Source organism: Novosphingobium sp. BL-A-41-Hi4B-X5A (genome assembly GCF_055521705.1).
Genome location: NZ_CM145500.1, coordinates 520,010 through 537,973, shown reverse-complemented (window position 1 = coordinate 537,973; position 17,964 = coordinate 520,010). Strand labels below are relative to the sequence as shown.

General features: G+C 62.4%; 20 protein-coding genes. 13 read left to right on the top strand and 7 right to left on the bottom strand.

Features of this window, described 5'->3' with window-relative positions:
- The first annotated feature begins 50 nt into the window (after positions 1 to 50).
- Genes ACZ1JY_RS02430 through ACZ1JY_RS02420 form a run of 3 tightly spaced genes read left to right on the top strand, consistent with a single transcriptional unit; the run spans position 51 to position 2,248 of the window.
- Positions 51 to 1,232: a vWA domain-containing protein gene (locus ACZ1JY_RS02430; RefSeq protein WP_118074780.1), complete on the top strand. Its 1,182-nt coding sequence runs from the start codon at positions 51 to 53 to the stop codon at positions 1,230 to 1,232.
- Positions 1,233 to 1,249: 17 nt separating this feature from the next.
- Positions 1,250 to 2,029 carry an enoyl-CoA hydratase gene (locus ACZ1JY_RS02425; protein WP_465130246.1) on the top strand — a complete coding sequence of 260 codons (780 nt, stop codon included), beginning with the start codon at positions 1,250 to 1,252 and terminating at the stop codon, positions 2,027 to 2,029.
- Positions 2,030 to 2,248 carry a hypothetical protein gene (locus ACZ1JY_RS02420; RefSeq protein WP_168903268.1) on the top strand — a complete coding sequence of 73 codons (219 nt, stop codon included), beginning with the start codon at positions 2,030 to 2,032 and terminating at the stop codon, positions 2,246 to 2,248.
- Positions 2,249 to 2,252: 4 nt separating this feature from the next.
- Here ACZ1JY_RS02420 and ACZ1JY_RS02415 read toward each other — a convergent pair whose 3' ends face one another.
- Positions 2,253 to 3,434, bottom strand: a complete 1,182-nt coding sequence (locus ACZ1JY_RS02415) for a sulfotransferase family 2 domain-containing protein (RefSeq protein WP_465130245.1) — start codon at positions 3,432 to 3,434, stop codon at positions 2,253 to 2,255.
- A gap of 379 nt (positions 3,435 to 3,813) precedes the next feature.
- On the opposite strand from ACZ1JY_RS02415, the gene ACZ1JY_RS02410 reads away from it, so the two are divergent.
- On the top strand, positions 3,814 to 4,305 hold the full coding sequence (locus ACZ1JY_RS02410) for a twin-arginine translocation pathway signal protein (RefSeq protein WP_465130244.1): 492 nt from the start codon (positions 3,814 to 3,816) through the stop codon (positions 4,303 to 4,305).
- A gap of 75 nt (positions 4,306 to 4,380) precedes the next feature.
- On the top strand, positions 4,381 to 5,655 hold the full coding sequence (locus ACZ1JY_RS02405) for an MFS transporter (protein ID WP_465130243.1): 1,275 nt from the start codon (positions 4,381 to 4,383) through the stop codon (positions 5,653 to 5,655).
- 16 nt (positions 5,656 to 5,671) lie between these two features.
- Here the strand turns inward: ACZ1JY_RS02405 and ACZ1JY_RS02400 are convergent, their stop codons facing one another.
- Positions 5,672 to 6,868, bottom strand: a complete 1,197-nt coding sequence (locus tag ACZ1JY_RS02400) for an exo-beta-N-acetylmuramidase NamZ family protein (protein WP_465130242.1) — start codon at positions 6,866 to 6,868, stop codon at positions 5,672 to 5,674.
- Between the two features lie 2 nt (positions 6,869 to 6,870).
- On the bottom strand, positions 6,871 to 7,401 hold the full coding sequence (locus ACZ1JY_RS02395) for a DOMON-like domain-containing protein (protein ID WP_118073978.1): 531 nt from the start codon (positions 7,399 to 7,401) through the stop codon (positions 6,871 to 6,873).
- Positions 7,402 to 7,436: 35 nt separating this feature from the next.
- On the opposite strand from ACZ1JY_RS02395, the gene ACZ1JY_RS02390 reads away from it, so the two are divergent.
- The 7 genes from ACZ1JY_RS02390 to ACZ1JY_RS02360 all read left to right on the top strand — a co-directional run bounded on the left by ACZ1JY_RS02390 (position 7,437) and on the right by ACZ1JY_RS02360 (position 13,160).
- The gene (locus tag ACZ1JY_RS02390; RefSeq protein WP_465130241.1) at positions 7,437 to 8,012 is read left to right on the top strand and encodes a hypothetical protein; all 576 of its coding nucleotides are present in this window, start codon (positions 7,437 to 7,439) and stop codon (positions 8,010 to 8,012) included.
- A 65-nt stretch (positions 8,013 to 8,077) separates the two neighbouring features.
- Entirely contained in the window at positions 8,078 to 9,307 is a 1,230-nt protein-coding gene (gene tyrS / locus ACZ1JY_RS02385) for a tyrosine--tRNA ligase (protein WP_168903264.1), read from the top strand.
- A 143-nt stretch (positions 9,308 to 9,450) separates the two neighbouring features.
- Entirely contained in the window at positions 9,451 to 9,789 is a 339-nt protein-coding gene (locus ACZ1JY_RS02380) for a PilZ domain-containing protein (protein ID WP_465130240.1), read from the top strand.
- A gap of 96 nt (positions 9,790 to 9,885) precedes the next feature.
- The gene (locus ACZ1JY_RS02375) at positions 9,886 to 11,181 is read left to right on the top strand and encodes an MFS transporter (protein ID WP_465130239.1); all 1,296 of its coding nucleotides are present in this window, start codon (positions 9,886 to 9,888) and stop codon (positions 11,179 to 11,181) included.
- 55 nt (positions 11,182 to 11,236) lie between these two features.
- Positions 11,237 to 12,154 (top strand): cysteine synthase A, encoded by a 918-nt coding sequence (cysK, locus tag ACZ1JY_RS02370; protein WP_168903262.1) that lies wholly within the window; start codon positions 11,237 to 11,239, stop codon positions 12,152 to 12,154.
- A 5-nt stretch (positions 12,155 to 12,159) separates the two neighbouring features.
- On the top strand, positions 12,160 to 12,867 hold the full coding sequence (locus ACZ1JY_RS02365; protein ID WP_465130238.1) for a dienelactone hydrolase family protein: 708 nt from the start codon (positions 12,160 to 12,162) through the stop codon (positions 12,865 to 12,867).
- A complete protein-coding gene (locus ACZ1JY_RS02360; RefSeq protein ID WP_465130237.1) occupies positions 12,864 to 13,160 on the top strand; it encodes a hypothetical protein in 297 nt (98 codons plus the stop codon). The genes ACZ1JY_RS02365 and ACZ1JY_RS02360 overlap by 4 nt, the downstream gene beginning before the upstream one ends.
- Here ACZ1JY_RS02360 and ACZ1JY_RS02355 read toward each other — a convergent pair.
- The 4 genes from ACZ1JY_RS02355 to ACZ1JY_RS02340 form a co-directional block, all read right to left on the bottom strand.
- On the bottom strand, positions 13,157 to 14,959 hold the full coding sequence (locus ACZ1JY_RS02355; RefSeq protein ID WP_465130236.1) for an acyl-CoA dehydrogenase C-terminal domain-containing protein: 1,803 nt from the start codon (positions 14,957 to 14,959) through the stop codon (positions 13,157 to 13,159). The two genes, ACZ1JY_RS02360 and ACZ1JY_RS02355, sit on opposite strands and share 4 nt — an antisense overlap.
- A 28-nt stretch (positions 14,960 to 14,987) precedes the next feature.
- On the bottom strand, positions 14,988 to 15,464 hold the full coding sequence (locus ACZ1JY_RS02350; RefSeq protein ID WP_205525190.1) for a MerR family transcriptional regulator: 477 nt from the start codon (positions 15,462 to 15,464) through the stop codon (positions 14,988 to 14,990).
- 31 nt (positions 15,465 to 15,495) lie between these two features.
- Positions 15,496 to 15,855 carry a phosphoribosyl-AMP cyclohydrolase gene (gene hisI / locus ACZ1JY_RS02345; protein WP_465130938.1) on the bottom strand — a complete coding sequence of 120 codons (360 nt, stop codon included), beginning with the start codon at positions 15,853 to 15,855 and terminating at the stop codon, positions 15,496 to 15,498.
- 428 nt (positions 15,856 to 16,283) lie between these two features.
- Entirely contained in the window at positions 16,284 to 17,069 is a 786-nt protein-coding gene (locus ACZ1JY_RS02340; RefSeq protein ID WP_465130235.1) for a double zinc ribbon domain-containing protein, read from the bottom strand.
- Between the two features lie 122 nt (positions 17,070 to 17,191).
- Between ACZ1JY_RS02340 and ACZ1JY_RS02335 the strand changes: the two genes are divergently transcribed.
- Complete coding sequence (locus ACZ1JY_RS02335; RefSeq protein ID WP_465130234.1) at positions 17,192 to 17,923, top strand: class I SAM-dependent methyltransferase; 732 nt, start codon at positions 17,192 to 17,194, stop codon at positions 17,921 to 17,923.
- Positions 17,924 to 17,964: the final 41 nt, after the last annotated feature.

Genomic DNA, 17,964 nt, shown 5'->3' with positions numbered 1-17,964 from the left:
TCGCTGCCACAGCGCTTAATCACTCGGTTAAGTCAGAGGAGCTGCGGCCCGTGTTTTTCAATTTCGTCGACGAGTTGCGTGCCGCAGGCATCCAGGCGAGCTTCAAGGAGCACCTCGTCCTGCTCGAAGCGCTCGACAAGGACGTGATCGAGCAGACCCCGGAGGCCTTCTATTACTTGAGCCGCGCGACGTTCGTGAAGGACGAAGGGCTGCTCGACCGCTTCGACCAGGTGTTCAACAAGGTCTTCAAGGGCCTGCTCACCGACTACGGACAGCGTCCGGTTGATATCCCCGAGGACTGGCTCAAGGCCGTGGCCGAGAAGTTCCTGTCCGAAGAGGAAATGGAGAAGATCAAGTCCCTCGGTTCGTGGGAGGAGATCATGGAGACGCTGAAGAAGCGTCTCGAAGAGCAGGAAAAGCGCCACCAGGGCGGCAACAAGTGGATCGGTACGGGCGGCACCAGCCCGTTCGGCAATTCCGGCTACAACCCCGAAGGCGTCCGCATCGGCGGCGAGAGCAAGCACAAGCGTGCGGTAAAGGTCTGGGAAAAGCGCGAATTCGCCAACCTCGACAACACCCGCGAACTCGGCACCCGCAACATCAAGATCGCCTTGCGCCGCCTGCGCCGCTTTGCGCGTGAAGGCGCGGCTGATGAACTTGATCTCGACGGCACGATCGAAGGCACTGCGCGCCAGGGCTGGCTGGACATCCGGATGCGGCCGGAAAAGCGCAATGCGGTCAAGCTCTTGCTATTCCTCGATGTCGGCGGATCGATGGACCCGTTCATCAAGCTCGTCGAGGAACTGTTCAGCGCGGCAACCGCCGAATTCAAGAACATGGAGTTCTTCTATTTCCACAACTGCCTGTATGAAGGTGTGTGGAAGGACAACAAGCGCCGCTGGTCGGAACGCACCAAGACCTGGGACATCCTCCACAAGTTCGGCCACGATTACAAAGTGGTATTCGTTGGCGACGCGGCAATGAGCCCCTACGAGATCAGCCACCCCGGCGGCAGCGTCGAACATTTCAACGAGGAAGCGGGGGCTGTCTGGATGCATCGCGTGGCGCAGACTTATCCCGCCACGGTCTGGCTCAATCCCGTACCCGAGAAGCAGTGGACCTATTCGCAATCCACCAAGATGATCAAGGACCTGATCGGTGGCAGCATGTACCCCCTAACTCTCGAGGGACTCGACGGGGCCATGCGCGAACTCACCCGCAAGAAGCACTGACTCCAAGGAGGCAGACGATGGGCAAGACGATCCTCGCGCAGCGGACGGCAGAGGGTCGCTACGACCTCGTGCTGAATCGCCCCGACAAGTTCAATGCCCTGTCGCAAGCCCTCCTTGCCGAACTGCTGGCCGAGCTTTCGGGCATCGCGGCAGACGGGGGCGCGCGCGTCGTCGTGCTGTCCGGTACCGGAAAGGCATTTTGCGCCGGACATGATCTCGCCGAGATGCAGGCTGACCGCAATCTCGCCGTCTACCGCGCGCTGTTTGCCGCCTGCACCGAAGTGATGGAGGCCATCACTGCCCTCCCCGTGCCGGTCATCGCCAAGGTTCATGGCGTTGCGACCGCCGCAGGTTGCCAACTGGTCGGGGCCTGTGACCTCGCCGTCGCCTCCGAAAGCGCGCGCTTTGCCGTTTCGGGCATCAACGTCGGCTTGTTCTGCTCAACCCCCGCCGTGGCACTCAGCCGCAACGTGCCTGCCAAGCGTGCGTTCGAGATGCTGGTGACAGGAAAGTTCATCGATGCCCGAACCGCCTCGGACTGGGGCCTTGTCAACACCGTCGTTCCAGCCGAGGCGCTTGATGCTGCCACGGACGATCTCGTTGGCACGATCCTCGCCAAGAACCCCGATGCGATCCGCCGTGGCAAAGCCCTGTTCAACGCCCAACGCGAGTGTTCCCGCACCGAAGCATATGCTCTCGCCTGCGAAGTCATGGCGCAAAACATGATGGACGAAAACACCGACGAGGGGATCAATGCTTTTCTCGAAAAGCGTAGACCAGTCTGGCGAAGGAATTGAGTGCCAGTTGCCAAGGCGCCCGCTGGTCCATCGGCTTTCGTCCGCCGCGACGTTCTCCCCAACAAGGCTGCGACTTTGGGCACGGTTGCACAGTTGGTGGCCATCACCGTCGTGATCGGTGGCAGCATGTATTCCCTCACTCTCGAAGGAATCGACGGGGTCATGCGCGAAATCACCTGCCAGAAGCACGGATTTTCAAGTCTGTCAGCGTACCAGTAAGCTGTCAGGCAACCTCTGCACGATAATCTGATCCGCTCCCGGCAGTCAGGTACGAACCCGAACGCAAGACCCGTTCATACAACTCAACATCGGCCCGATAGAGCCTGATTATTCTTTCGCGGGTCGCAGCAGACAGGCGAGGCATGGCCTGCGGAGTACTGTTGAGTCGGGGCAGTTTGTCCACTTCAAGCCATGTCCACAGACTTGCCGGCAACTGTCCATCGCGACCGATCGCAAACAGCCGGTCAACCGCGAGCTCGCCTGTGGCGTCGAGAACGAAATCCACTTGCGGAATGAATTGCTTGACCGTGTGCAGAAGCTTCGGTGAAGCCTCGAGCGTGTCGAGAAAACGGTCAAGCGGCATCATCCGCCCCAGGCGCCAACGCTCAAATCGGGAGGTCAGCATGAGCTCCGTGCCGCCCATCAGTGTAAAGTGGTAGGCCGAGAGAAACCTGTCGACCGGATCCCTGACGATCGCAAAGCTTGGAAGCGCGGTTACGTCCGGATGCAACCGACGACGCAACGATATCATCGGCAGGTGCGGCAGATTGCGGCCATATAACAAAGCCGAAACCGATGTCCCCGCCGCCTTTGGGATGTGCACGAAAAGCATCCCTGCGCGCAAAATGCTGCTTTCGAGTTTCAGGCCGAACAGGACGCGCCAAAGACTGCATAGCAGAGGAAGCTCAACCAACCGGTGCCCAAGGCTGAGCACGGTGTCCCGGATCATGTCCTTGATAAACAGCACCCACTCCGGGCTGTCATGCCAGTGGATGGGATAGGGGGTGAACGCATCAAGATCGATGCTGGGATAGCTTGCCCGCACCACAACCTTGCGCATGGCAAGCAAATGCAGACCTTGTCCGAGTACAATCGAGGCCATGCCAACGAGGTGAACGTCGCCAAAAGCCCCCCCCAAGGTTTCGAGCGCCAAACCGGAGACAGCGCAAGTGCCCCCGTACGCGAGCAGATAACGACGCTTCGAAAACGATCCGTCGACGAAAGTAACCTTGCGACACATCGCGAAGTCGAACGGCAGTCCGAGCAGCCTGCTAGCCAGGAGAGCAATCTGCGGATGCCCGCCCAATTTCAGCAATGTCAGGAAGCCACCGATCACTAGAACGCTCAAGATCGTCAGCACGGTCCCATAATGTACGATTTGCAAAACCCAACCGCGCAGCGCCATTCAGCAATCCCTGTTTTACCACAGTCAGCTGCGCCAGTTCGGAAATGTCTCGACAAGATGGCCAGCCGCGCCGACTTTCGAACTTCTGTTAGCACGCGGACATAACCTTCGCCGCGATAGATCCGCATAACATCCGGACCAGACGCTTCTCTGCGCGGACGCATCGATTCCACACGGCTCCTTTTGACGCGAAAAGCGTATTTCCCAGTTTCGTCGCGCAGAGCATCAAGCACGAGAATCGCGCGCATTCACCACATGGAGACGAGCCTTGCCACGCATTGAAAAGGTATCGCTGGTTTTGGCCGCCCTCATCGCAGCTGCTGGATTTTCGCCATGTGCCAACGCGCAAGAAACGACCATAGAAGCGCGGACAACTGTCTTGCTACCTGAAGGCGTTGCGCCCCCGCTCCGGGTCGAAACGTCAGACTTCAAGCTCGTTCCGCTCGGCCCCGAACTCGTGAAGATCGACTACGATGCTTACATGTCGTCGATCGAGCATTTGCAGAAGACCTTTACGCGCAGCACGTCATGGCCGCACGCCGGGATAACCGACGCCGAGGCGATGACTGATATGCAGACCGAGCAGGCCCGTTTCGCGCAGCGCAAGTCGTTTGCCTACGCCGTGCTCACGCCCGATGGCAAGCGCGAGCGTGGGTGTGTCTATGTGCAGCCCAGCCCGGTCGCGGGTTATGATGCCGCCGTTCTGATGTGGGTAACCAAGACAGAGTACGATGCCGGCTTCGACAAGGACCTGCAGGCGTGGGTCATGCAATGGATTGCCCGTGATTGGCCATTCAAGAAGGTGGCCTACCCCGGCCGCACGATCAGTTGGGAAAAGTGGGACGCGCTTGTCCCGGCCAAGGCAAACTGAAGTTGTCTGCGAAATCCTTGACACCGGCCCCGCATCTGCCAGCGTTTGAGCGGGAACCGATCGGCGGGGGTGATCGTGGCAGGGTATACCGTTGAAGAGCGTAAGCTTGCCCGCCGCGCGGTGATTGCCGCCACAACCGGCAACGCGCTGGAATTCTACGACTTCATTACGTTCAGCTTCTTTGCCATCCAGATCGGCAAGGTATTCTTCCCGACGGAAGATCCATTCGTCAGCCTGATGGCCTCTCTGGCGACATTCGGCGTCGGCTTTATCGGCCGCCCGCTTGGCGCTTGGGCGATCGGCGCATGGGCAGACCGGCACGGGCGCAAGCCCGCAATGCTTTTGAGCATGACCCTGATGGGCGTCTCGGTCGCCGTCCTCGCACTCACGCCGCCCTATGCCACCATCGGCGCCACTGCACCGGTGATCGTCGTGCTGGCGCGCCTGCTGCAGGGGTTTGCCTTGGGTGGCGAAGTGGGCTCGGCCACGACCTACATGCTCGAAACCGCGCAAGCACATCGGCGCGGCTGGTCGATCAGCTGGCAGGGCGCCAGCCAGGCCATCGCATCCTCGGGCGGATCGCTCGTCGGGCTTGGCCTCAGCCTTGTCCTCACGCCGGACCAGTTGACCGACTGGGGGTGGAGAGTGGCACTGCTGCTGGGCACGGTGATCGTGCCGTTCTCGCTGCTGATCCGCCGGTCCTTGCCAGAAACGATCCACGCGCCCGACCACTTGCCTGCCGGCCATGTTCCTGCCGGGGTGTCGCGCACCGTCATCCTCGGCGCGATGATGATCTCGGGCGCGACCATCGCCACCTATCTGCTTAACTATATGGCGACCTATGGCCAGAACACGCTCGGCTATTCGGCCAGCATCTCGCTGGGCAGCACGCTGGCGGTCAATGTTGCGCGGTTCTTCTCGATCCTGCTCGGCGGCTGGATGAGCGACCGGTTCGGGCGGCGGCCGCTGATGATCTGGCCAACCTTGGCCTTCACCCTGGCCATCGTTCCCGCCTACATCACCCTGACCAGCGCGCATGACCCGGTGATGTTCATCGTCGTCAACGGCTTGCTCGCCTTCGTCTCGACCCTTCCCAGCGGGGCCGTCTATGCCGCAGTTGCCGAAAGCCTTCCCAAGGCAAGCCGCGCCCGCACCTTTGCGCTGGTCTATGCCCTGCCCGTCACGTTCCTCGGCGGATCGACTCAACTGGTGATCACCTGGCTGCTGAAGGTCACCGGAGAACCGATGGCGGTCGCATGGTACATGGTATCAGCCGCCGCGGTGGCCCTGCTCGCGATGTTCCTCATTCACGAAAGCGCGCCGAGGAAAGCAGCGGCGGCCTCCGCCTGATCCGCCCCCCCACCAATCAATAGAGCAGGAAGCGCGCCCGCTCTTCGATCCACGCCGCTTCATCGGCTCCCGCCAAGGCGTCGAGATCGCCCGCAGCGCTGGCCGCGTCGTCCACCCACTCGCGCAGCGCCGTGCCCCCATTGATCACGTCGATCGCCAGCTTGTCGAACACGTACTCGTAGGGAAAATCGCGCCAGATCGGGTAATCCGGATAGAGCCTGCGGATTGCCTTGAACGCCAACGCCTGCAGCCGCCACGGACGGAACGCGTGGTGATCGTAGAATGCGCCCTCGGCATGGATCATCAGCGCACTGCACAGGCTCTTGGCATGCTTGTGGAATGTCGGCTCGAACCAGCATTCACGGATCGCGCAGCCCTGCATCCACTGCGGCGCGAAGCTGCGCATTTCGGCATGGACAGCCTTGGCATCAATGTCAGGCGAACCGAAAAGCACTTCCAGCGGCCGCGTCGTGCCGCGCCCTTCGGACAAGGTCGCGCCCTCGATCATCACCGTCCCGGCATAGGCTCGCGCCATATTGAGGCTGGCCGCGTTGGGCGAAGGGTTGATCCAGATCCGGCTCGGCGGCCAACCAAAGCCGGGGCCTTCCGGCTCCCACCCTTCCATCGTGATCACGCGGTAGTCGACGTCGAGCTTGAAGTGATCGACAAACCACGCGCCCATCTCGCCCAGCGTCATGCCGTGCCGCATTGGCATCGGCCCCGCACCGACGAAGCTCTCCCAACCCGGCAGCAGAGTGGTGCCCTCGACCGGGCGCCCGGCGGGATTGGGTCGGTCTAGCACCCACACCGCCTTGCCGGTGCCACTGGTGGCTTCAAGCAGATAGAGCAACGTGGTCACGAAGGTGTAGATGCGGCAGCCAAGGTCCTGCAGGTCGAACAGAAAGACGTCTGCCGTGTCCATCATGGCTGCCGTCGGGCGGCGCACCTCGCCGTAGAGGCTGAACACCGGGATGCCGTAGGTCGGGTCGAGCTCGTCGGCGGTCTCGACCATGTTGTCCTGCTTGTCGCCCTTGAGGCCGTGCTGCGGACCGAATGCCGAGGTGATGTTCACCCCGGCAGCAACGAGCGCATCAAGCGAATGAACCAGACCCTCGGTCACCGAGGCGGGATGGGCGACCAGCGCGACGCGCTTGCCTTCGAGTGGCTTTCTGAGTGCGGGGTCGGCGAGCAGCCGGTCGATGCCGAATTTCATGGTTAGCGCGGTGCCTCAAGCGAGGCTGCGAAGCAAGATGCGTGGTGGAAGTCTGGTCGATCCTCGCGGTGCGCGATGGCCCAGTAGGACTTGTGCCCACCTTCCTCGTCGATCACCGCGGTCAACCCATAGGCGAACGGCAGCGCGGGCAAAGCCGCGGTGGGCAGCGCGACATCGAAGATCAGCACTGACTGTCCCCGGCGTGGCGTGCAGACCGGTGGACGGGGCACGGCGCGCTCAATCATCCCGTCGCGATAGCCGGAAAAATCGTAGGCCGCCCACGCCTGCGACGGTGAAAAGTTGAACTCGGCATAGGCATCGCCGCCGGCCGGCTTCACGAACAGCTCGAAACAGGTCGTCTGCCACAGCCCATCGGCGCGAACCTTGCCCGCGAAGGGTGGGACGACAAGCCGCTGCGTGCCCTCCACCCGCCAACGCAGCGTCATCCAGACGTTGTCGACCGACAGGATTCGGGCCTCGACGGAGGTTACGGTTGCAGGGGGATGCGCGGGGTGGCTAGACAAGTTCGGCATGAAGCCGGACTAACCGCTGCACGGGAGGGAATGCAATGACGGCACTTCGCAGGAGCACTATTCTCGGCATGGCCGCGGTGTTGTTGGTTGCAGGAAAGGCCAGCGCGCGCGATTTTTCCATCGGCGGCGGGATCAGTGTCACACTCGACGAAACGTGGACCGGAACTTCCATGCAGAATCCGGCAATGAAGTTCGGCGGCATGAAAGACCTGATGGACGAAGCCACCGAAAGCCGTCTGCGCAGACCCGGCACAGGGGTGCTCGTGTCCTACATGAAGTTCAAGACCGACAAGCCAGCCAAGGACATCGCGGTCGACGACGGCGCCAACGTCGTGAAAGCCGCCAAGACGATCTACGGGACACAGGCCGCTGAAGAACAGCCTGTTCCGACGATCCATCGCAAGGGTGATACGGTGCGGGCCTATGTCACGCTCCATCCCAGGCCTGGGGCGGGTTTAAACGTCGCACCAGGCTACCCCACAGGCTGCGTCACCACCGGCACCATCCGGCTCGGCGCGGCGATCCACAACGTCTCGATCGCCTCTGAAAGCTGCGAGAGCGCCAGTCATCAGCAAGCGGTTGCCGCCATCTTCGAAGCTGGCGGCCAGTAATCCGGGCCTCGAACCCAAGCCAGGCACTTTGTTTGCTCGTGCCGGCGTGCTAGGCGCGCCGCACTATGACGAACTACAGCTCCACCCTCCTTCGCCTGCTCGACGAGCGCGGCTACATCCATCAGCTGACCGATGCCGAAGGGCTCGACAAGTTGGCCAACGAGGGCGTGGTGCCGGGATATATCGGCTTCGACGCGACGGCGCCGTCGCTTCATGTCGGCAGTCTCGTGCAGATCATGATGCTGCGCCGCCTGCAGCAGGCCGGGCACAAGCCGGTGGTGCTGATGGGTGGCGGCACAACCCGCATTGGCGATCCCACCGGACGTGACGAGAGCCGCAAGATGCTGTCCGACCAGACGATCGAGGACAATATCGCCTCGATCTTCACGGTTTTTTCGAAGCTGCTCAAGTTCGGCGATGGCCCGACCGACGCCGTGATGGTCAACAACCACGATTGGCTGGGCAAGCTCGGCTACATCGAGCTGCTCCAGGAAGTTGGCACGCACTTCACGGTCAACCGCATGCTGACGTTCGATTCGGTCAAGCTGCGGCTTGAGCGCGAACAGCCGATGACCTTCCTCGAATTCAACTACATGATCCTGCAGGGCTACGATTTCCGCCACCTCAACAAGGACATGGGCGTGCGCCTGCAGATGGGCGGCTCGGACCAGTGGGGCAATATCGTCAACGGTATCGAACTGACGCGCCGCAAGGATGGCAAGGAAGTCTTCGGCCTGACGACGCCGCTGCTCACCACTGCCGATGGCAAGAAGATGGGCAAGACTGCGGCGGGCGCGGTGTGGCTTAACGAGGACGCCCTGCCCGCCTGGGACTTCTGGCAGTTCTGGCGCAACACGGATGACCGCGATGTCGGCAAGTTCCTGCGTCTGTTCACCGATCTTCCGCTCGACGAAATCAAGCGGCTCGAGGCACTCCAAGGCAGCGAGATCAATGCCGCGAAGGTGGTTCTGGCCAACGAGGTGACCCGTCTGGTGCGTGGCGAAGAAGCTGCGAAGGCCGCCGAAGCAACCGCATCGGCAACCTTCGCTGGCGGCGGACTCGGCCAGGATCTTCCCGTTTTCGCAACAACGGAAGACAGCATCGGGATCATCGACGCGCTTGTGGGGCTTGGCTTTGCGAACAGCCGAGGGGAAGCGAAGCGCCTTGTCGCCGGTGGCGGGGCGAAAGTCGCAGGCGAGTCTGTGACCGACGACAGCTATCGCATTGCCTTGTCGTCCGAAGAGATCCGCATTTCGTCGGGCAAGAAGAAGCACGGCATCCTTCGCCGCGCCTGAAAACACGCCCAGCCGTCAACCTTACGGGATGAATAACGGCAAAGGCTTGCCGGTTCCGGCAAGCCTTTGCCGCGGCTTTACGAATTGTTCGCCATTTCGGTTCTATATCTTCCGGCATAGTCACTCATGCGCCAGGAGGAACGATGCGCGGCGGAGCACAGCTTTCAGTCACCGACCTGCGTCGTTCGACCCGGCACCCCGTGAATCTGCCGATCATCGGCGAGCATCGCGCGCGCGGCGATATCATGCTTCACCTCGCGAATATCTCGACAACCGGGTTTATGGCCACTGGCTGCAGTGATCTTAGCCGGGGCGAACGCGTTACGGTGCGGCTCCCGGTCATCGGACGCATCGAGGCCTTTCTCGTGTGGACCGACGGCGATCGCGCCGGTTTCCAGTTCGAACGAATCATCCGACTTGATGATTTCAACAAGCTGATCCGCGCCATGCAGCCCGGCCCCCGATCGCGCAGCCAGGGCTGACGTAGCGCCCTTGGGACGCGTCGCAGCCCAGTTGCTGCGCCGGACCCAAATTTTGCTTTCTTGGCAACTTCACGGTCGGCTGGCATTGCACCGGCCGTGACCACAGCTTCTCCTGATTCCGCAACTTCGGCTTCACCATCCTCGCCGCTTGCCATTCCCGATTACCGGCGCTTCTGGATCGCCCGCTTCTTCTCGGTGCTTGCGACATCGGGAATGGTGGTGATCCTGGGATACCAGCTTTATGACGTCGCCCGCGGACAATACGGGATGTCGATCGCCCAAGCCGCATTTCAGCTTGGTTTGCTTGGACTTGCGCAGTTTCTGCCGCTGTTTCTGCTGACGCCCGTGGCAGGAGTGGTTGCCGACCGGTTCGACCGGCGCAACGTCGCCGGGCTTGCGATGTGCATCGACCTGATGGTCGCCCTGTCACTCGCAACCTGCGCTTATGCCGATGTCCTGTCGCTACCGCTGCTGTTCGGGCTTGGCGCTCTCCATGGAACCGCGCGCGTCTTTATCGGCCCTGCGCTGTCCTCCATTGCCCCCAATGTCGTACCTGCAGAACTGATGCCAAAGGCCGTGGCGATCAATTCAATGGCGTGGCAGACCGGCTCGGTCGGCGGGCCGGCGATCGCAGGGCTGCTTTTTGCAGGGCACCCGTCCTTGCCCTATTGGTTGTCGACCGGGCTCCTCGCGCTGGGCGCTTTTTGCATCTTCGGCATCCGCAGGATTCCGCCGCCGGAAAGCAACCGCAACACGCATCCCTTGCGCCAGATTCTCCAAGGCCTCTCGTTCGTGTGGAATGACCGGTTCCTGCTTGGTTGCGTCACGCTTGATCTTTTTGCCGTACTCCTTGGCGGGGCCACCGCCCTGTTGCCAGTCTTCGCCCGAGACATTCTTTTCATCGACGGGCAACCAGTTGGCGCCGATGGTCTCGGCTTGATGCGCGCAATGCCGGGTCTCGGCGCGGCGCTGGTCGCGTTCGTCCTGGCGCGCAAGCCGATCACCCAGAATGTTGGCAACAAGATGCTTTTGGGCGTCGTCATCTTCGGCCTGTTCACCATCGGCTTCGGCATCTCTACGAACTATTACCTGTCGCTGCTGATGCTCGTCGGCATCGGCGCAGGAGACATGGTTTCGGTATTCATCCGCAGCACGCTCGTGCAGCTGCACACCCCGGATGACGTTCGTGGACGAGTCTCGTCCATCTCCGGCCTCGCCATCTCCGCATCCAACGAACTGGGCGAGATGCAATCGGGTGTGGCTGCCGCCCTGATCGGTGCTGTCGGCGCCGTGATCTTCGGCGGCATCAGCGCCATCGCCGTGACAGCGGCATGGTTTTTCCTTTTCCCGGAACTGAAGAACGCGCGAACCTTTGCAGCGCGGTACAGATAGTCCTAGGTTGTCCTCAAGACTCCAACCAATCCCTTCACCACAAGGAGCAAGCGACATGAGAGCGGATTCCATCCTCGCCACTATCGGCAACACCCCGCATGTTCGCCTGTCCCGCCTGTTTCCCGACCACGAGGTATGGGTGAAGAACGAGCGCGCCAATCCCGGCGGCTCGATCAAGGACAGGATCGGCCTCGCCATGATCGAGGCTGCGGAGGCTGACGGCAGCCTCAAGCCCGGCGGCACGATCATCGAGCCGACCTCGGGCAACACCGGCATCGGCCTCGCCATGGCGGCGGCGGTCAAGGGCTACAAGCTCGTGCTCGTCATGCCCGAATCGATGTCGCTCGAACGGCGCCGCCTGATGCTCGCCTATGGCGCCACCTTCGATCTCACCCCTCGCGAAAAGGGCATGAAGGGCGCGATCGAACGTGCCCGCGAACTCGTCGAATCGACCGAGGGCGCGTGGATGCCCCAGCAGTTCGACAATCCTGCCAATGTCGCCATCCACGTGCGGACAACCGCGCAGGAAATCCTCAAGGACTTCGCCAGCGAACCGATCGACGCGCTGATCACCGGCGTCGGCACGGGCGGCCACCTCACCGGTTGCGCCGAGGAGCTGAAGAAGCACTGGCCTTCGATGAAGGCCTACGCTGTCGAGCCGACGCTTTCGCCGGTCATCTCCGGCGGCCAGCCTGCCCCCCACCCGATCCAGGGCATCGGCGCTGGCTTCATCCCGGGCAACCTGCATACCAAGTCGATCGACGGCGCCATCACCGTCGATCCGGCCGACGCCAAGGAAATGGCTCGCCAGTGCGCGGCCAAGGAGGGCATCCTTGTCGGCATCTCTTCAGGCGCGACCTTGGCAGCGATTGCCCAGAAGCTTGAAACCCTGCCTGTCGGCAGCCGCGTGCTCGGCTTCAACTACGACACCGGCGAACGCTATCTCTCGGTGCCGGACTTCCTGCCGGAGTAAATGCGATGGCGGTCGAACAGTTCGATTACGCCGATGATGACGTGGCCCTCACCGGCTTTCTCGTAAAGCCTGAGGGTCACCCCCGCGCCGCAGTGCTGGTGCTGCCAACGATCGCCAACTGCAACACGCCGATGATCCGCCGTGCCCACATGCTGGCGCAGGCGGGTTATCTGGCGATGATTGCCGATTTCTACGGCGTGCAGGTCCGCGATTTCGACCATGCGCGCGAACTCGCTGGACCTCTGCGCGCCAGCGCCGATGGCTACCGCCAGCGCCTGCACGCAGGCCTGGCTGCGCTGACCGCACTACCTGAGGCACAAGGCCTGCCGGTTGCAGCCATCGGCTTCTGCATGGGCGGGCAAGCCGCACTCGAACTGGCGCGCGATGGGGCCGACATTGTCCTCGCAGCCAGCTTCCACGGCCTGCTCGATACGCAAGCCCCCGCCTCACCCGGGGCAGTGAAAGCACGTATCCTCGTCTGCCACGGCGATGCCGACCCCATGGTCCCGCGCTCGCAAGTCAATGCCTTCTGGGAAGAGATGGACGCCGCCGGAGCCAACTGGCACTTCCACAGCTACAGTGGCGTAAAGCACGGCTTCACCGACCCGGGCAGCGACGAGCGCGGCATGGCCGCAATCGGCTACGACGCCAGCGCCGACCGCCAGAGCTGGGCAGCGCTGATGGAGATGCTGGACGAAGTGCTCGAAGCTTGAGCTTCGGACTTCTCGCCCTTGCCATCGCCTGCGTCCAAGGCTTGGTCATTTTCGGCAGTGCCTATGCCGTTTGGCATTGGCGGGACATCAGCAATGGCTGGCTGAAGCCTCCGCTGATGTTCCTGTCATGGCTGGCGTGGTGCCTTCTGACGATCGGCGGATACGCAATGCTTGGCGGTGATGGAGGACTGATGGACGGCTTCGGCCTCATCCTGTTCCTCTGCATCACCGCCTTGCTTGGCAGCTTGATCTTCCTGCTTGGCTGGCTGCTTGTCCCGCCAAAGCGGGATTAAGCGATGGCCAGCTGCTCCGGCGTCAGCGCCATGATTGTCTCGCCACCGGCTTCCACCTGACGGCGCAGCGCCCCGGCTTCGGTGGTGTAGCGTGTCGCCCAATGGCGCGCGCACGTCAGCTTCGCCTCGTAGAACGCCTTGTCTTCGGCACCGCCCGAAATGGCCGCAGCCGCAACCTTGGCCATGCGCAGCCACATCAGGCCAAGCGACACGATGCCGGTCAGCGTCATGTAGGCATAGGCGCCGGCGCCGAGGTTGTTCGGATTGGCCATGGCGTTCTGCATGAACCACATCGTCGCGGCCTTCAGTTCGCCGTTGGCCTTGGCAAGACGCTCGGCGACGAGCTTCACCGCCTCGTCGGATGACTCTTCGGCGCATTCCGCGTCGATCAGCGCAAACAGCGCCTGAATCGCACGGCCGCCGTTCTGCGCCAGCTTGCGGCCCACGAGGTCCATCGCCTGCACGCCATTGGTGCCTTCATAGATCATTGCGATGCGCGCATCGCGCACGAACTGATCCATGCCGTTCTCGGCGATGTAGCCGTGGCCACCCCACACCTGCTGCATGTCGGTGGCGACCTTATAGCCCATGTCGGTGCCATAGCCCTTGATCACCGGCGTCAGCAGGCTGATCAGGTCGTCGGCCATCTGGCGCTCTTCCGCCGTTGCCGCCTTGTGTGACAGGTCGACCTGCAAGGCACCCCACAGGCACAACGCGCGCATGCCTTCGATGAACGTCTTGGCGTCCATCAGCATGCGGCGCACGTCGGGATGGACGATGATCGGATCGGCCTTGGCCTGCGGATCGACCGGCCCGGTCAGCGCGCGGCCTTGGCGGCGGTCGAGCGCATAGGCGAGGCCGTTCTGGTAGGCGACTTCGGCTTGTGCCAGCCCCTGCATGCCCACGCCAAGGCGCGCCGCGTTCATCATGATGAACATGGCAGCGAGACCCTTGTTTTCCTCGCCGACCATCCAGCCCTTTGCGCCATCGTAGTTCATGACGCAGGTGGCGTTGCCGTGGATGCCCATCTTCTCTTCGATGGAGCCGACCGAAACGCCGTTCTTCTCACCCAACGAGCCATCGTCATTGACGATGAACTTAGGGACAATGAACAGCGAGATGCCCTTGCTCGATTCCGGCGCCCCCGGCGTCTTGGCGAGCACGAGATGGATGATGTTCTCGGTCAGGTCATGGTCGCCCGCCGAAATGAAGATCTTGGTGCCGGTGATCGCATAGGACCCATCGGCCTGCGGTTCGGCGCGGGTGCGGATCATGCCGAGGTCGGTGCCGCAATGCGGCTCGGTCAGGTTCATGGTGCCGAGCCACTCGCCGGTCACCATCTTCGGCAGGTACTTCGCCTGCTGCTCGGGCGAACCCTTGGCGATGATCGCCGAGATCGCTCCGTTGGCAAGACCCGGGTACATCGCGAAAGCCTGGTTGGCGGTGGCGAGGTACTTCTCCATGATGAAGCCCATCACGTGCGGCAGGCCCTGACCGCCATATGCCTCGGGCGCAGAGAGCGTGCCCCAACCGCCTTCCACATACTGACGGTAGGCATCCTTGAAACCGGTCGGCGTGGTGACGCTGCCATCGGCGTGACGCGTGCAACCTTCCTTGTCACCCGAGAGATTGAGCGGAGCGATGACTTCTGAAACAAAGCGCCCTGCTTCCTCGATGATCACATCGGTCATGTCGGGCGTAGCGCTTTCGAAGCCGGGCAGGTTGCCGTAGCTTTCAAGGCGGATCAGTTCGTTGACGACGAAACGGGTGTCGCGGGTCGGCGCGTTATAGATCGGCATTTGTCCTGTCCCTTTAAGCGTTCGGCCTTCAGGCCGTTGGATCGCGGCCTTCGGACCGCTCCTTGGCGATGACGAGATCGACGAAGCTGGTCAGTTCGTCGATGGTCGCAGCAATGTCCGCCTGTTGGCGACGCAGGTTCTCGATCCGCTCACGACACTTGGCAATGGTGACGCGGCGCTGCTCCGCGCGGCCGTCGCCCATGTCGTAAAGATCGATCATGTCGCGGATTTCTGCGAGGCTGAAGCCCACGTTCTTGGCGCGCATGATCCAGGCGAGCCGCGCACGGTCCCGCTTGGAATAAATGCGCGAAAGACCGACACGCTCGGGCGCAATCAGGCCTTCGTCCTCGTAGAAACGCAACGCGCGCGCCGTCACCCCGAACTCGCCTGAGAGGTCGGAAATGGTGAACTGGTCACGCTTGAGCGCATCGGGCTGATCGAGATGCCCGGTGTGCTCGTTCTGTGCAGACGGATCGCGAGTCGCTGTGGCGGCATGCTGTGACATGTCACCAAGCTATCTAACCTTTACGTAAGCGTCAATCGACGATGCGTTGCAAAGAGCCTTCCGCTGTAATGCGGCGATAGAAGCAGGTCGGCGCCAGCGTGTGGCAGGCAGGACCTGCGGGCTCGACACGCAGTTCCAGCGCGTCTTGATCGCAATCCACGCGAATCTCGACGATCTTTAGCACGTGCCCCGAAGTTTCACCCTTCATCCACAGCTTCCCCCGCGAGCGTGAGAAGAAGTGCGCGAAGCCGGTCTCCAGCGTCTGATCCAGAGCTTCGCGATTCATGTGCGCCAGCATCAGGAGTGCATTCGTGCCATGGTCCACCGCCACAGCCGTCAGTAGCCCGTTGGAGTCGAACTTCGGCATCAATTCAGTGCCCTGCTCGCGCAAAGCGGTGTCGCTGGTGGTTGACAAAGTGGTCGCTGCCTTTTCCGGATTGCCGCTTCGTGGCGGATTTGTTGCAGGATAACCACACAGGCGGGTAAAATCCATAACACCGCGCACAATCCGCTTCCGTCGGAAGCATGAATGGGTGATTAAGGCTCAGCGGTTTGAGGGAACCGCGAACTGAACCGCCAGCCCGCAACCGGGCGGCAGTGGACGTAGCGCCAATGTTCAGGGACACTTGATGAGGGGCCGGTTGGCTGCCTCGCAGCAGGCCCAAAGGGGCCGCGCGAAGCGAGACCGGATGGTGAGGGTAAAAAGCGGGACGGTCAGGGGGCCGTCGGTATCGCGCTCAACGCGAACTCCGCGCAATTTCGTCACGAGGGCGCCCGGAACTTCGGTTTCGGGCGTTTCCTTTTCGGGCGCACGTCAGTCTATGCGTCCGGCTCCGGCGAAACGCGCAGACCATCGAGAGCTTCGTCAAGCACGCGCGAAAAGCAGGCTATCTGTACCTCTGCCACCTTGGCACGGCGCAGGGCCAACATGCAGGCATCAGTGGTAGCGCCACTGGTCATCACGTCGTCGACCAACAGTACACGCGCTCCGGTCAGGCGATGTGCGAGGCGCGGATTTGGCTGGATTGCGCCGGTCAACACCCGGGCGCGAGACTTGCGATTGAGACCGCCGAGTGACGGCGTTGCCTTCGGGCGGACAAGTCCGTCCACCATCAGTTGCTTGCCTGTCAGCCTTGCCAGCTCCCGCGCCAGCAGGGCCGACTGATTGAACCCGCGCCGCATCAGCCGCCATCGGTGGAGCGGCACCGGCACGACGAGCCAGTCTCCTTCAAGCCCGCCGAGCCTTGGCAGGATCATCCGCGCCATCATCGGCACCAGCCCGATCCGCCGCCCATGCTTGAGAGCCAGCACCAGCGCGCGTGAAGGTTCGTTGTAGAGCGTGGCAGCGGCGATGCCGGAATGCTTGGGCGGCTCTGCCATGCACGGCGCGCAGACCATTTCTGCCTCTGCACCATAAAGTTCACCCATCGGGCGCTGGCACAGCTTGCAGCAGGTGCCGGAGGGCACGACGATCTTGGCCCAACATGCCAGGCAAAGCCCGCCATGCGCCGCGACGGGGCTGCCACACAGTGGGCAGCGCGGCGGGAACACGAAGTCGACGATTGGCGTCAACACTGCGGAAAGCTGCGCGGCAGACATTGGCATCACTGCATCGTCGCACGAACGCCCCTCTTGGCAAGACCGGCGGACACGGGCACTGCCCGGGAATGGCCACTACTCCCCCTGTTATTTTTGCTCGAAATCGGCGGAATGCCGTACGCCGCCGCATGGTCCAGCTGCAATCGGCTCCGGATGCACCGCGCTACGTCATCGACGACATGGTCGAGGACGTGCTCGAACGCCTGTCATTCCTCCGCCACGAACCCCGTCGGGCGCTCATGATCGGTGATTGGACCAACGCGATCAGTGCGGCATTGGCGGCCGCGGGCGCGACTGTCGACAGCCGCGATCCAGCGCTGGGACAGCTCCTGGTTGATGAAGAGCTGCCCTACCCAGCGCCCGCCGGTTACGATTTCATCGCCAGCCTCGGCACGCTCGATACCGTCAATGACTTGCCGGGCGCACTGGTACACCTGCGCCGTGCCCTTGCCGATGGCGGGTTGATGATCGCCTGCTTCCTTGGCGCCGGATCGCTGCCGGTTCTGCGTCAGATCATGCTGGAAGCGGATGGCGAGCGCCCTTCCCCGCGCATCCATCCGCAAGTCGATGTCCGCGCCGGCGGGCAGCTGCTGCAGCGGGCCGGGTTCGCCGACCCGGTGATCGACAGCCACCACATCGACGTGCGCTTCCGCTCATTCGCCGGGATGATCGCAGACTTGCGGGCGCAAGGCCTTGGCAATTGCCTCGCCCGCCCAGGTAACACGCTGGGAAAAGCGGCTCGCGCTCGCGCGCAGGAGGCTTTCGATGCCCGCCGGGATGCGGACGGCAAGGTGACCGAGCGGTTCGAGATCTTGACGCTGAGCGGCTGGGCAAAGGCGGTACGCCCGCCCAAGTTTTGAGCGCGCCCACCCACTGAAGAGAACGCCATGCTGGAGTGTTT

Excerpts from the sequence above, each read along its gene's own strand:
- ACZ1JY_RS02340 (WP_465130235.1), bottom strand. The coding sequence starts at position 17,069 with ATGCCAATGTCTGCCGCGCAGCTTTCCGCAGTGTTGACGCCAATCGTC.
- ACZ1JY_RS02365 (WP_465130238.1), top strand. The coding sequence starts at position 12,160 with ATGGCGGTCGAACAGTTCGATTACGCCGATGATGACGTGGCCCTCACC.
- ACZ1JY_RS02415 (WP_465130245.1), bottom strand. The coding sequence starts at position 3,434 with ATGGCGCTGCGCGGTTGGGTTTTGCAAATCGTACATTATGGGACCGTG.
- ACZ1JY_RS02395 (WP_118073978.1), bottom strand. The coding sequence starts at position 7,401 with ATGCCGAACTTGTCTAGCCACCCCGCGCATCCCCCTGCAACCGTAACC.
- ACZ1JY_RS02400 (WP_465130242.1), bottom strand. The coding sequence starts at position 6,868 with ATGAAATTCGGCATCGACCGGCTGCTCGCCGACCCCGCACTCAGAAAG.
- ACZ1JY_RS02355 (WP_465130236.1), bottom strand. The coding sequence starts at position 14,959 with ATGCCGATCTATAACGCGCCGACCCGCGACACCCGTTTCGTCGTCAAC.
- ACZ1JY_RS02390 (WP_465130241.1), top strand. The coding sequence starts at position 7,437 with ATGACGGCACTTCGCAGGAGCACTATTCTCGGCATGGCCGCGGTGTTG.
- tyrS (WP_168903264.1), top strand. The coding sequence starts at position 8,078 with ATGACGAACTACAGCTCCACCCTCCTTCGCCTGCTCGACGAGCGCGGC.
- ACZ1JY_RS02335 (WP_465130234.1), top strand. The coding sequence starts at position 17,192 with ATGGTCCAGCTGCAATCGGCTCCGGATGCACCGCGCTACGTCATCGAC.
- cysK (WP_168903262.1), top strand. The coding sequence starts at position 11,237 with ATGAGAGCGGATTCCATCCTCGCCACTATCGGCAACACCCCGCATGTT.
- ACZ1JY_RS02425 (WP_465130246.1), top strand. The coding sequence starts at position 1,250 with ATGGGCAAGACGATCCTCGCGCAGCGGACGGCAGAGGGTCGCTACGAC.
- ACZ1JY_RS02350 (WP_205525190.1), bottom strand. The coding sequence starts at position 15,464 with ATGTCACAGCATGCCGCCACAGCGACTCGCGATCCGTCTGCACAGAAC.
- ACZ1JY_RS02380 (WP_465130240.1), top strand. The coding sequence starts at position 9,451 with ATGCGCGGCGGAGCACAGCTTTCAGTCACCGACCTGCGTCGTTCGACC.